General features: G+C 62.2%; 10 protein-coding genes and 2 pseudogenes. 10 read left to right on the plus strand and 2 right to left on the minus strand.

Annotated features, from left to right (window positions below; all coding sequences use genetic code 11):
• Positions 1 to 86 precede the first annotated feature (86 nt).
• Both alaS and EOA85_RS14380 read left to right on the plus strand, forming a co-directional pair.
• A complete protein-coding gene (gene alaS, locus EOA85_RS14375; protein WP_127209879.1) occupies positions 87 to 2,753 on the plus strand; it encodes an alanine--tRNA ligase in 2,667 nt (888 codons plus the stop codon).
• 57 nt (positions 2,754 to 2,810) lie between these two features.
• A complete protein-coding gene (locus EOA85_RS14380; RefSeq protein ID WP_127209885.1) occupies positions 2,811 to 3,233 on the plus strand; it encodes a PhzF family phenazine biosynthesis protein in 423 nt (140 codons plus the stop codon).
• 16 nt (positions 3,234 to 3,249) lie between these two features.
• Here EOA85_RS14380 and EOA85_RS14385 read toward each other — a convergent pair.
• Both EOA85_RS14385 and EOA85_RS14390 read right to left on the minus strand, forming a co-directional pair.
• Positions 3,250 to 3,875 (minus strand): annotated as a pseudogene (locus EOA85_RS14385) (glutathione S-transferase family protein).
• A gap of 107 nt (positions 3,876 to 3,982) precedes the next feature.
• Positions 3,983 to 5,194 carry an NADP-dependent isocitrate dehydrogenase gene (locus tag EOA85_RS14390; protein WP_127209880.1) on the minus strand — a complete coding sequence of 404 codons (1,212 nt, stop codon included), beginning with the start codon at positions 5,192 to 5,194 and terminating at the stop codon, positions 3,983 to 3,985.
• A gap of 218 nt (positions 5,195 to 5,412) precedes the next feature.
• Here EOA85_RS14390 and EOA85_RS14395 point away from each other — a divergent pair, with 218 nt between their 5' ends.
• From EOA85_RS14395 to EOA85_RS14430, 8 genes and pseudogenes are all read left to right on the plus strand, one after another.
• Positions 5,413 to 6,264 (plus strand): RNA methyltransferase, encoded by an 852-nt coding sequence (locus tag EOA85_RS14395; RefSeq protein WP_127209881.1) that lies wholly within the window; start codon positions 5,413 to 5,415, stop codon positions 6,262 to 6,264.
• Between the two features lie 130 nt (positions 6,265 to 6,394).
• Complete coding sequence (murI, locus tag EOA85_RS14400) at positions 6,395 to 7,207, plus strand: glutamate racemase (RefSeq protein WP_127209886.1); 813 nt, start codon at positions 6,395 to 6,397, stop codon at positions 7,205 to 7,207.
• A 61-nt stretch (positions 7,208 to 7,268) separates the two neighbouring features.
• A complete protein-coding gene (locus EOA85_RS14405) occupies positions 7,269 to 7,457 on the plus strand; it encodes a DUF3008 family protein (protein WP_095521667.1) in 189 nt (62 codons plus the stop codon).
• Positions 7,458 to 7,811: 354 nt separating this feature from the next.
• On the plus strand, positions 7,812 to 8,429 hold the full coding sequence (gene rpsD, locus EOA85_RS14410) for a 30S ribosomal protein S4 (RefSeq protein ID WP_065008131.1): 618 nt from the start codon (positions 7,812 to 7,814) through the stop codon (positions 8,427 to 8,429).
• Between the two features lie 239 nt (positions 8,430 to 8,668).
• Complete coding sequence (gene ttcA, locus EOA85_RS14415; RefSeq protein WP_127209882.1) at positions 8,669 to 9,559, plus strand: tRNA 2-thiocytidine(32) synthetase TtcA; 891 nt, start codon at positions 8,669 to 8,671, stop codon at positions 9,557 to 9,559.
• Entirely contained in the window at positions 9,549 to 10,376 is an 828-nt protein-coding gene (locus tag EOA85_RS14420) for an inositol monophosphatase family protein (protein WP_127209883.1), read from the plus strand. The genes ttcA and EOA85_RS14420 overlap by 11 nt, the downstream gene beginning before the upstream one ends.
• A gap of 21 nt (positions 10,377 to 10,397) precedes the next feature.
• Positions 10,398 to 10,590: pseudogene (locus EOA85_RS14425) on the plus strand (N-acyl homoserine lactonase family protein); the annotation flags it as partial.
• Between the two features lie 26 nt (positions 10,591 to 10,616).
• Positions 10,617 to 11,795 carry an alanine--glyoxylate aminotransferase family protein gene (locus EOA85_RS14430; protein ID WP_127209884.1) on the plus strand — a complete coding sequence of 393 codons (1,179 nt, stop codon included), beginning with the start codon at positions 10,617 to 10,619 and terminating at the stop codon, positions 11,793 to 11,795.
• Positions 11,796 to 11,824 lie beyond the last annotated feature (29 nt).

The raw sequence follows: 11,824 nt of genomic DNA on the forward strand, positions 1-11,824 counted from the left end.
TTTCTGGACAGGGTGCGGTGCGACCGCTAAAAGGCCATGTCTGTTTTCCGCCGGCAATCGGCGGATCTCTCGAAAAGGCAGTATTCATGAGTGGCGTCAACGAGATCAGGTCGGCATTTCTCGACTATTTCCGCAAAGAGGGTCACGAGGTCGTGGCGTCGAGCCCGCTGGTGCCGCGCAACGACCCGACGCTGATGTTCACCAACGCTGGCATGGTGCAGTTCAAGAACGTCTTCACGGGGTTGGAAAGCCGTCCCTATTCGCGCGCCGCCACCTCGCAGAAATGCGTGCGCGCCGGCGGCAAGCACAACGATCTCGACAATGTCGGCTACACTGCCCGTCACCACACCTTCTTCGAGATGCTCGGCAATTTCTCCTTCGGCGATTATTTCAAGGAGCGCGCCATCGAGCTTGCCTGGAACCTGATCACCCGCGAGTTCGGCATCGCCAAGGACCGGCTTCTGGTGACCGTCTACCATACCGACGACGCGGCCGCGGGCTTCTGGAAGAAGATCGCCGGGCTGCCGGAGGACAGGATCATCCGGATCGCCACCAGCGACAATTTCTGGGCGATGGGCGATACCGGTCCCTGCGGCCCGTGCTCGGAAATCTTCTACGACCATGGCGCCGACATTCGGGGCGGCCCGCCCGGCAGCGCGGATGAGGCCGGCGACCGTTTCATCGAGATCTGGAACCTCGTCTTCATGCAGTTCGAGCAGGTGACGAAGGCGGAGCGGATCGAACTGCCGCGCCCGTCGATCGACACCGGCATGGGGCTGGAGCGCATCGCAGCCGTCCTGCAGGGTGAGCACGACAATTACGACATCGACCTGTTCAAGGCGCTGATCCGTGCCTCGGAAGAGGCGACCGGCGTCAAGGCGGAAGGCAAGAACCGGGCGAGCCACCGCGTCATTGCCGATCATTTGCGCGCATCGAGCTTCCTCATCGCCGACGGCGTGCTGCCGTCGAACGAAGGCCGCGGTTACGTGCTGCGTCGGATCATGCGCCGCGCCATGCGCCATGCGCAGCTTTTGGGCGCCCGTGAGCCGCTGATGTGGCGGCTGGTGCCGGCGCTGGTGCGCGAGATGGGCCAAGCCTATCCCGAACTGGTGCGCGGCCAGCCGCTGATATCAGAGACGCTGAAGCTCGAGGAAACGCGCTTCCGCAAGACGCTGGCGCGCGGCCTCGGCCTGCTTGCCGACGCGACCGAGACGCTCGGCAGCGGCGACCGGCTTGACGGCGAGACAGCGTTCAAGCTCTACGACACCTATGGCTTCCCGCTCGACCTCACTCAGGACGCACTGCGCCCACGCGGGGTTTCGGTCGATCTTGAGGGATTTGACGCGGCGATGGAGCGGCAGAAGGCCGAGGCGCGGAAGAGCTGGGCCGGCTCCGGCGACGCGGCCACCGAAACCGTCTGGTTCGCGGTGCGCGAGAAGGCGGGCGCGACCGAGTTTCTAGGCTACGACACCGAGCAAGCAGAAGGCATCGTTCAGGCGCTAGTCAGGGATGGCGCCGCGGTGGAGAGCGCCGTTGTCGGCGAAACCGTCGGCGTCGTCGTCAACCAGACGCCTTTCTATGGCGAGTCCGGCGGCCAGATGGGCGACACCGGCGTGATTTCGGGCGAAGGTTTTGCTATCGACGTCACCGACACGCAGAAGAAGGGCGACGGCCTGTTCGTGCATTTCGGCAAGGTCACCAAGGGCACCGTCAAGACGGGTGAAGCGGTCGAGTTGAAGGTCGACCATATCAGGCGCACGCGACTTCGCTCAAACCATTCGGCGACCCACCTTGTCCACGAGGCGCTGCGCGAGGTGCTCGGCACCCATGTCGCGCAAAAGGGCTCGCTGGTCGCGCCGGAACGGCTGCGCTTCGACTTTTCCCATCCCAAGCCGATTTCGGCCGAGGAACTGGAACGCGTCGAGGCGATGGCCAACGAGATCGTCGTGCAGAACGGCCCGGTGACGACGAGGCTGATGAGCGTCGATGACGCGATTGCCGAGGGCGCCATGGCGCTGTTCGGCGAAAAATATGGCGACGAGGTCCGCGTCGTGTCGATGGGCACCGGGGTTGCCGGTGACAAGGCCGGCAAGCCCTATTCGGTCGAGCTCTGCGGCGGCACCCATGTCGGCGCCACCGGCGATATCGGCCTGGTCCGGCTGGTGTCGGAGGGCGCTGTCGCCGCTGGCGTACGCCGCATCGAGGCGCTGACCGGAGAGGCGGCCAGAAAGCATCTCGACGAACAGGACAGGCGGCTGAAGGCGGTCGCTGCCACGCTGAAGATTTCGCCGGCCGACGTGCCGGCCCGCGTCGAGGCGCTGCTTGACGAGCGCAAGAAGCTTGAGAAGGACCTGACCGAGGCGCGCAAGAAGCTGGCGCTGGGCGACCGCTCGCCAGCCGGCGTGCCTGCGGAAAACGAAACCATTGCCGGTGTCGGTTTTCTCGGCAAGGCGGTATCGGGCGTCGCGCCAAAGGATTTGAAGCCGTTGGCCGATGCCGGCAAGAAGTCGCTCGGCTCCGGCGTCGTCGTCTTCGTTGGCGCCGGCGAGGACAACAAGGCGAGCGTCGTGGTCGGCGTCACCGACGACCTGACCGGCCGCTTCAGCGCCGTCGATCTGGTCCGCGTGGCATCCGCGGCATTGGGCGGGCAGGGCGGCGGCGGTCGACCCGATATGGCCCAGGCCGGCGGCCCGGATGCCTCGAAGGCCGAGAACGCGATCGCTGCAGTGAAAGCGGCGCTGGAAGCGGCGTGAACATGTACCAGTAGGGCGGGCCGAAATGGCGGCGGGGATAATGTGACCACGTTGACGATGTATCAAGTCGACGCGTTTGCCGAACGGGCTTTCCAGGGCAACCCTACGAGCTTCCGCAATTTCGAAAACCTGTTTGTCGAGCTTGTCGACGAGGCATCCGTACGGTCATTCGTTCCCGATCTGCTTAGGATCGGAACCCTTCATCCTCTTGGCCTGGTCATTACCGCGCCTGGGCGAGCCCATGATTTCGTCTCGCGTTATTTCGTGCCCGGAGCGGGCATTCCCGAGGATCCGGTGACTGGGTCAACTCATGCGACACTGGTGCCTTACTGGTCTGAAAAACTCGGCAAGACGCATCTGTCGGCATTCCAATGTTCGCAGCGCGGCGGGCATTTGCTGTGTGACCTGGCTGGAGATCGCGTGCTGATCGCAGGTCGTGCGAAGACCTTCATGAAGGCGGAAATCTACCTTCCCGAATGAGCAGCTGCCATTCGCCTCACCCTGCCTTTTTAGTTCCGGAAAAGGTTGGACGCTGAGCGATGCGGTCCCACCATGCCCGAATATCGGGAAACTCGGCCAGCAGCTTCCGCCCTTCGGCGACCTTGACGAAATAGCCGATGATTGGCGCGGCATGCAGGTCGGCGAGCGTCAGTTGCTCGCCCAACAGCCATGGCCCCTCGGCTTTCAGCGATGAGAGCGCCCGTAGTGTCGTTCTCGCCTGCCGAAGTCCGGCGGCGATCAAAGCCTCGTCAGGCGCCGTCTTCTCCAGCCGCTCGACAGCGCATCCCAGACCATGGCCCGATAGGCATAGGCGTCGAGCAGGCCGATGATCTGGTTCATGGTTGCGCGAGGCCGAATTTCGACCGGTTGCAACGCCGGGCCATCAAAGGCCCCGTCGACATAACGGGCAATCGCGCTGGTCTCGTATAGGCGGAACCCGTCATGCTCGAAGGCAGGGATGCGGCCGAACGGGTGATGGTCGAAATACCAGCCCGAAATGCCGTCCACCGCAAAGATGTCGACCGGCACAAGTTCGTAGTCGATGCCTTTTTCCGCGAGCGCGAGGCGGACGATGCGCACGTAGACGCTATAGTCCGCCCCGTAGACGACCGGTTTGCTCATGATGCTCACTACAGCGCGCGTCTTTTCATACGCGCAAAGGACGCTGTAGCACTTTGATTTTGCGCATGATCCTGTCCGAAAATGATTCCGGTTTTCAGGGTCATGCGTCAGGCCATCGCCTTCTGCAGGTTCTCGTCGATCTTGTCGAGGAAGCCGGTGGTCGAAAGCCATGGCTGGTCGGGACCGATCAGCAGCGACAGATCCTTGGTCATGAAGCCAGCCTCGACGGTCTGGATGCAGACCCTTTCCAGCGTCTCGGCAAAACGCTTCAACTCGGCATTGTCGTCGAGCTTGGCGCGATGGGCGAGGCCGCGTGTCCAGGCGAAGATCGACGCGATCGAATTGGTCGAGGTTTCCTCGCCCTTCTGATGCTGGCGATAGTGACGGGTGACGGTGCCATGTGCGGCCTCCGCCTCCACCGTCTTGCCATCCGGCGTCATCAGCACCGATGTCATCAGGCCGAGCGAACCGAAGCCTTGCGCCACAGTGTCCGACTGCACGTCGCCATCATAGTTCTTGCAGGCCCAGACATAGCCGCCCGACCATTTCAGGCTGGAGGCGACCATGTCGTCGATCAGCCGATGCTCGTACCAGATCTTTTTCGCCTTGAATTCGGCTTCGAACTCGGCCTCGTAGACTTCCTGGAAAATGTCCTTGAACCGACCGTCATAGGCCTTGAGGATGGTGTTCTTGGTCGAGAGGTAGACCGGATAATTGCGCAGCAGGCCGTAATTCAGCGAGGCGCGGGCGAATTCCCGGATCGACTCGTCGAGGTTGTACATTGCCATGGCGACGCCGGCGGCCGGCGCATCGAACACGTCATGCTCGATCACATTGCCGTCCTCGCCGACGAACTTGATCGTCAGCTTGCCCTTGCCGGGAAAGCGGAAGTCGGTGGCGCGGTACTGGTCGCCGAAAGCATGACGGCCGACGATGATCGGCTTGGTCCAGCCGGGCACCAGCCGCGGCACGTTCTTCATGATGATCGGCTCGCGAAAGATGGTGCCGCCGAGGATGTTGCGGATCGTGCCGTTCGGCGACTTCCACATCTTCTTCAGCTTGAATTCTTCGACGCGCTGCTCGTCGGGCGTGATCGTCGCGCATTTCACGCCGACGCCGTGTTTCTTGATGGCATTGGCCGCCTCGATGGTCACCTGGTCGTTGGTGGCGTCGCGGTGCTCGACGCCGAGGTCGTAATATTCAAGCTTCAGATCGAGATAGGGGTGGATCAGCTTGTCCTTGATGAACTGCCAGATGATGCGGGTCATCTCGTCGCCGTCGAGTTCGACGACCGGGTTCGCCACCTTGATCTTCGCCATGGAAAGAATGCCTCATTGTTGGGATCGGAACGGCCTTGCCCGCATGGCTTTCGGCCGGGGATGGGCCCGTATATCAAAGCATTTTTGGCCGCGCAAACGGCGATCCGCGCGGGCGTGCTTCACCATCGCCATCGGCCACTCTTTGTGAAAGCTTCATTTTCGCGGCCGGATATGGCAGGGGACGCTGAAATGCCGCAAACAGCAGTTCATTGACAGCCATGCAAGCCAGCAACGACCTCCCTCCTGCCGCAGGCCCGGCGATCATCCTGGTCGAGCCGCAGCTCGGCGAGAACATCGGCATGGTCGCGCGCGCCATGGCGAATTTCGGTCTGTCTGAGCTGCGCCTCGTCAATCCGCGCGACGGCTGGCCGAGCGAAAGGGCGCGCGCTGCCGCGAGCCGGGCCGACCATGTGATAAATGCCGCTAGGGTATTTGACGATTTGGCCTCGGCGGTCGCCGACCTGAATTTCGTCTTCGCCACCACGGCGCGCGCACGCGATAATTTCAAGCCGGTGCGCGGACCGGTCGAGGCGGGCAGGGCGCTAAGGGCGCGCCAGCAAGCCGGACAGCGCACCGGCATCCTGTTCGGCCGCGAGCGGTTCGGGCTCTACAACGACGAGGTTGGCCTGGCCGACGAGATCGTCACCTTCCCGGTCGATCCCGCCTTCTCCTCGCTCAATATCGCCCAGGCGGCCCTGCTGATGTCCTATGAATGGATGAAGTCCGGCCTGGAAGATGAGACGAAAACCAATTTTTCCAGCCCCGACATGATGCCGGCGACCAAGGAACAATTGCACGGCCTGTTCGCGTATCTGGAAGGCGCGCTCGAAGCGCGCGGCTATTTCCGCCCGGCGCCGAAGAAGCCGAAGATGGTCGACAATCTGCGCGCGGTGCTGACGCGCGCCGGCTTCGCCGAGCCGGAACTCAAGGTGCTGCGCGGCATAATCTCATCGCTGGACAGGTTTTCGCCGGCCATGCCGCGCGGCGACGGATCGCCGGCCGATGATCCAAGGCGGCTTCCGGCGGCGGCCGCACGCGCCGCGAAGGCGACAGACAAAGACCAGGCTTAAACACGAGTAACCGAATGTTATTTGGTGCGGTCCATCATTTTAGGATGATGGCCTTCGAATGTGACCATCTTCCTGACGTGGTCCCCAGCCTCTCTCGCAATCCCAGCCTTCCCTCGCGACTCAAATGACAATGACCGATCCCTCAAGCGCCCGCCCGATCCTGATGTTCGATTCCGGCATCGGCGGCCTGACGGTTTTGCGCGAAGCGCGCGTGCTGATGCCCGACCGCCGCTTCGTCTATGTCGCCGACGATGCGGCTTTCCCTTATGGCGCTTGGGAGGAACCGGCACTGAGGGCGCATATACTGGAGCTGTTCGGCAAGCTGCTCGACCGTTTTTCGCCGGCCATCTCGGTCATCGCCTGCAATACCGCTTCGACGCTGGTCATCGATGCGTTGCGTGAGAGATTTCCCGGCCACCCTTTCGTCGGCACGGTGCCGGCGATCAAGCCGGCAGCGGAACGCACGCGCTCCGGGCTGGTTTCGGTGCTGGCGACGCCCGGCACCGTCAAGCGCCAGTATACGCGCGACCTGATCGGCAGATGGGCGCAAAAATGCCATGTCCGCCTGGTTGGCAGCGATAATCTGGCGGGGCTGGCCGAGGTTTATATGCGAGATGGCTTTGTCGATGAAGAAGCGGTGCGAACCGAGATCGCGCCGTGCTTCGTCGAACATGATGAGCTGCGGACCGATATCGTCGTGCTTGCCTGCACCCATTATCCGTTTCTGGCCAACCGCATGCGCAAGACAGCACCTTGGCCGGTCGATTGGCTAGATCCCGCCGAGGCGATCGCACGGCGGGCGCTCTCGCTGCTCGCGGGCACCGAGGCCAGGAATCGCGGCGAGGCGTTGCCGGAAGGCGCCGACCTTGCTGTCTTCACGTCGAAGCGGGTTGATTTCCCGACTCGCCGCCTGATGCAGGGGTTTGGGCTGGCGATTTCCTGATATCTGGGAACGTCACCCGGACCGGTGCGTTTTCCCTCATTGCAAGACGGGAGAAACGATCATGCCAGCCACTTCAAAAGCCCAGCAGAAAGCCGCAGGAGCGGCATTGTCCGCCAAGCGTGGCGAGACCAAAAAGAGTGAGCTCAAAGGCGCTTCGAAGGGAATGTACAAATCAATGAGCGAAAAGCAGCTCGAGGAATTCGCGGAGACCAAGCGTAAAGACCTGCCCGAGAAGAAATCAAAGCACTAGCCGCTCATCCGCACCCACACGGAGGGCGGGTCCGATTCCGCGGATGGCCGCGGTCCAGCACACAGCCCGCAGCGGGTCGGTTATCCGCCAGCCGCAAGCTTGACACCGGTTAAATCTCCGTTTAATCAGCCCACCAACACCGGGCCGCAACGCCCGGTGGTTTCTTTTATGTGCGCAAGACGGTTGGGAAGTGCTCTTTTTTCCCAGGTCTTGTGTAAATGACGTGTCCCGTGGGTTTTCCGCCGCGTTGCGTGGGAAAACCCTGTCAGGTCTCGAAAACGGGGGCCAGAGGAGGGCGCGTTTCCTTCACCCGGACCATGAGGTTCCGGGTGTGTTGTTTTGAAAGGGAATGCGATGAGCAAGCGCGAATCCGCGAAATACAAGATCGACCGCCGTCTCGGCGAAAACATCTGGGGCCGCCCGAAATCCCCGGTCAACAAGCGCGAATACGGTCCCGGCCAGCACGGCCAGCGCCGCAAGGGCAAGCTTTCCGATTTCGGCCTGCAGCTTCGTGCCAAGCAGAAGCTGAAGGGTCACTACGGCGACGTTTCGGAAAAGCAGTTCCGCAAGGTCTATGAAGAGGCGGATCGCCGCAAGGGCGACACCTCGGAGAACCTGATCGGCCTGCTCGAGTCGCGTCTCGACGCGGTCGTCTACCGCGCCAAGTTCGTGCCGACCATTTTTGCCGCTCGCCAGTTCGTCAATCACGGCCACATTAATGTCAACGGCAAGCGCGTCAACATCGGCTCATACCGCTGCAAGCCGGGCGACGTCGTCGAAGTGCGCGAAAAGTCGAAGCAGCTGGTGATCGTCCTGGAATCAGTGGGCTTGGCCGAGCGCGACGTCCCTGACTATATCGAGGTCGACCACAACAAGATGACAGCGACCTTCGGTCGCATCCCCGGCCTATCGGATGTTCCTTTCGCCGTGCAGATGGAACCGAACCTGGTCGTCGAATTCTATTCGCGCTGATCGAACGCGCCGTCTGCGACAGCATCGAAGGCCGCCCATCGAGGCGGCCTTTTCTTTGTCCGGTTTTGGTCCGCCCAGCTTTTCTTTGTCAGCCATGCTAGAGCGATGTGCATCCGCTTGGACGCACAAAGTACGCTCTGGTTCGTTCTATTTGCGCATCACGCTTTTCGAAATCGATTTCGGTTTTCGGGCCGATGCGTTAATCCGGGCAGCAACAAGGACTTTGAGGCCGACGCGCCATGAACATGCTGCCAGACGCCAAAACACTCGAACCGATCGCCGATGCCGCAGGCGGCTTTCATCCGCTGTTTGCCGATGTGCCGTCCTCCGTCGAGTTCAACAAGCTGCGCAAGCGGCTGCTGCGCCTCGCCCGTCAGGCGATCGACGATTTTTCCATGGTGAAATCAGGCGATCGCTGGCTCGTCGCCTTGTCCGGCGGCAAGGATTCCTACGGCCTGCTCGCTTTGCTGCTCGACCTCAAATGGCGCGGGCTGCTGCCGGTCGACCTGTTGGCTTGCAATCTCGACCAGGGCCAGCCGAATTTTCCGAAACACATTCTGCCCGATTATCTCAACACATACGCCATTCCACACCGCATCGAATATCAGGACACCTATTCGGTGGTGACCGACAAGCTTCCCCAGGGCAGCACCTATTGTTCGCTGTGCTCGCGGCTCAGGCGCGGCCATCTCTACCGCATCGCGCGGGAGGAGGGCTGCTCGGCTTTGGTGCTCGGCCACCACCGCGAGGACATTCTCGAAACCTTTTTCATGAATTTGTTCCATGGCGGGCGCCTCGCCGCCATGCCGCCAAAACTGCTCAACGACGACGGCGACGTCATGGTGCTGCGGCCGCTCGCTTATTGCGCCGAGGCCGATCTCGAAAAATTCGCCGGCGCCATGAAATTCCCGATCATCCCGTGCGATCTGTGCGGCAGCCAGGACGGCTTGCAGCGCAATGCGATGAAGGCGATGCTCGACGACTTGGAAAAGCGCATGCCCGGCCGCAAGGACACGATGATCCACGCCATGACCAATGTGCGGCCTTCGCATCTGCTCGATCGCAAACTCTTCGATTTCGCCGCCCTCAACGAAACCCTTACACGGCAAGACGATCCCGATGACATTTGACGACACCGCGATCGACTGGCTTGCCAAGCTTCTGTCCGACGCCGCCATTGCCGAGATCATGCCGCGCTTTCGACGGCTGGATGAGGGCGAGGTCCGCCAGAAGACCTCGGCAGCCGACCTGGTGACGGAGGCCGACGTGAATGCTGAGCGGCTCATCACCGTGAGGCTGCGTGAGCGCTACCCCCAGGCGATGATCGTCGGCGAGGAAGCCTGCTCCGACGACACGGCGCTGCTCCAGGGCCTCGGCGAGGCCGATCTTGCCTTCGTCATCGATCCAGTCGACGGCACCTTCAATTTCGCCTCGGGCGTGCCGCTGTTCGGCGTGATGCTGGGCGTCGTCGTGAAGGGCGAGACCGTCGCCGGCATCATTCACGATCCCGTCGGCAAGGACTGGCTGATCGGCGCCAAGGGTGCTGGCAGCCACATACGGCATGCGCATGGCACTCTGGAGAAGGTGCATGTCGCCGAGCCTGCACCGATCTCGCAAATGACCGGCGCGGTGTCCTGGCAATACATGCCCGAGCCGGAACGGTCACGGCTGGCGCGCAACCAGACGAAATCCTTGTCGCAATTCGGCTATCGCTGCGCGGCTCACGAATACCGCCTGCTGGCGAGCGGCCACGCCCACTTCGTTGTCTACAACAAGCTGATGCCGTGGGATCATTTGGCCGGTGTGCTGATCCAAGCCGAGGCAGGTGGTTACTCGGCGCGTTTCGATGGCAGCGCCTATCTGCCTTGGCACGTCGGAGGTGGCCTTCTTGTCGCACCGGACGAAGAAAGCTGGCGCGAACTGCGCCGCGAACTCTGGGCGGAATAGGCCGTTTGGGATCGATCCGGTCCCAAGCGCAAGCCGATCATGTTCACCATCGACGCGGCCTAAACGCAGAAGAGCCTTGAAACGTTGTGCTAGGCGGCCTTCAATTCGATGCGCAAGGTGAAGAAGCTCGCCGAGGACTGGCGCCGAGCTGATGCATTCGCACGACATGGATAACTTCAAGGCCTACAGGACCGGCATGCAATTCTACGGCTGACCGCCGCCAATGCGGAGACAAAGACCATGCGCTATTTCGAACACGCCGAACCGGTCATCACGCTCACCGCAGGCCCGGTGAATGCTTATCCCGATGTGCTGCGCGCCCTCGGCCGCACCGTGCTCTACGACTACGACCCAGCGTTCCAGCTCCTTTACGAGGGTGTGGTCGACAAGGCGCAGAAGGCGATGCGGCTGTCGAACCGGCCGGTCATTCTCCATGGCGAGCCGGTCCTTGGCCTGGAGGCCGCCGCAGCCTCGCTGATCACGCCCGACGACGTCGTGCTCAACCTTGCCTCCGGTGTCTACGGCAAGGGGTTTGGCTATTGGGCCAAGCGCTATTCGCCGCAACTCCTCGAAATCGAGGTGCCCTACAACGAGGCGATCGACCCGCAGGCGGTTGCGGCAATGCTGGAAGCGCATCCGGAAATCACCATCGTTTCCGTCTGCCACCACGATACGCCGTCGGGCACCATCAACCCGATCGACGCCATCGGCGCGCTGGTTTCGGCGCATGGCGCCTATCTGATCGTCGATGCCGTATCGTCCTTCGGCGGCATGAAAACGCATCCTGAGGATTGCAAGGCCGACATCTACGTCACCGGCCCGAACAAATGCCTCGGCGCGCCTCCCGGCCTCACGATGATGGGCGTCAGCGAGCGCGCCTGGGCCAAGATGAAGGCAAATCCACTGGCGCCACGCGCGTCGATGCTCAGCATCGTCGACTGGGAGCATGCTTGGTCGAAGGACAAGCCGTTTCCCTTCACGCCGTCCGTCGCAGAGATGAACGGGCTCGACGTCGCGCTCGACCTCTATCTCAACGAGGGACCGGCAGCGGTGTGGGCGCGCCACGCGCTGACCGCCAGGGCCATGCGCGCGGGCGTCGCCGCCATGGGTCTGTCGATCTGGGCCGCCAGCGACAATATCGCAGCGCCAACCACGACTGCCGTCCGGACACCAGAAGACATTGATGAGAAGGCGCTTCGCCAGGCGGCGCGCGCCCGCTACGGCGTGGTGTTTTCGTCGGGCCGTGGCGAAACATTGGGCAAGCTGACACGTATCGGCCATATGGGCCCGACCGCCCAGCCGATCTATGCGATTGCGGCGCTGACGGCACTTGGCGGCGCGATGAATTCCTTGGGCCAGGAACTCGTGGTCGGCAAAGGCATCGACGCGGCGCTCGCCGTCATCGATGCCGACGTCTGAAGGGATTCAGGCGATGCGCTGATACTCGA

It is taken from the genome of Mesorhizobium sp. M5C.F.Ca.IN.020.29.1.1 (assembly GCF_003997375.1).
GTDB classification, from domain to species: domain Bacteria; phylum Pseudomonadota; class Alphaproteobacteria; order Rhizobiales; family Rhizobiaceae; genus Mesorhizobium; species Mesorhizobium wenxiniae.

Excerpts from the sequence above, each read along its gene's own strand:
- EOA85_RS14380 (WP_127209885.1), top strand. The coding sequence starts at position 2,811 with ATGTATCAAGTCGACGCGTTTGCCGAACGGGCTTTCCAGGGCAACCCT.
- EOA85_RS14405 (WP_095521667.1), top strand. The coding sequence starts at position 7,269 with ATGCCAGCCACTTCAAAAGCCCAGCAGAAAGCCGCAGGAGCGGCATTG.
- EOA85_RS14390 (WP_127209880.1), bottom strand. The coding sequence starts at position 5,194 with ATGGCGAAGATCAAGGTGGCGAACCCGGTCGTCGAACTCGACGGCGAC.
- rpsD (WP_065008131.1), top strand. The coding sequence starts at position 7,812 with ATGAGCAAGCGCGAATCCGCGAAATACAAGATCGACCGCCGTCTCGGC.
- murI (WP_127209886.1), top strand. The coding sequence starts at position 6,395 with ATGACCGATCCCTCAAGCGCCCGCCCGATCCTGATGTTCGATTCCGGC.
- alaS (WP_127209879.1), top strand. The coding sequence starts at position 87 with ATGAGTGGCGTCAACGAGATCAGGTCGGCATTTCTCGACTATTTCCGC.
- EOA85_RS14395 (WP_127209881.1), top strand. The coding sequence starts at position 5,413 with ATGCAAGCCAGCAACGACCTCCCTCCTGCCGCAGGCCCGGCGATCATC.
- EOA85_RS14420 (WP_127209883.1), top strand. The coding sequence starts at position 9,549 with ATGACATTTGACGACACCGCGATCGACTGGCTTGCCAAGCTTCTGTCC.
- ttcA (WP_127209882.1), top strand. The coding sequence starts at position 8,669 with ATGAACATGCTGCCAGACGCCAAAACACTCGAACCGATCGCCGATGCC.
- EOA85_RS14430 (WP_127209884.1), top strand. The coding sequence starts at position 10,617 with ATGCGCTATTTCGAACACGCCGAACCGGTCATCACGCTCACCGCAGGC.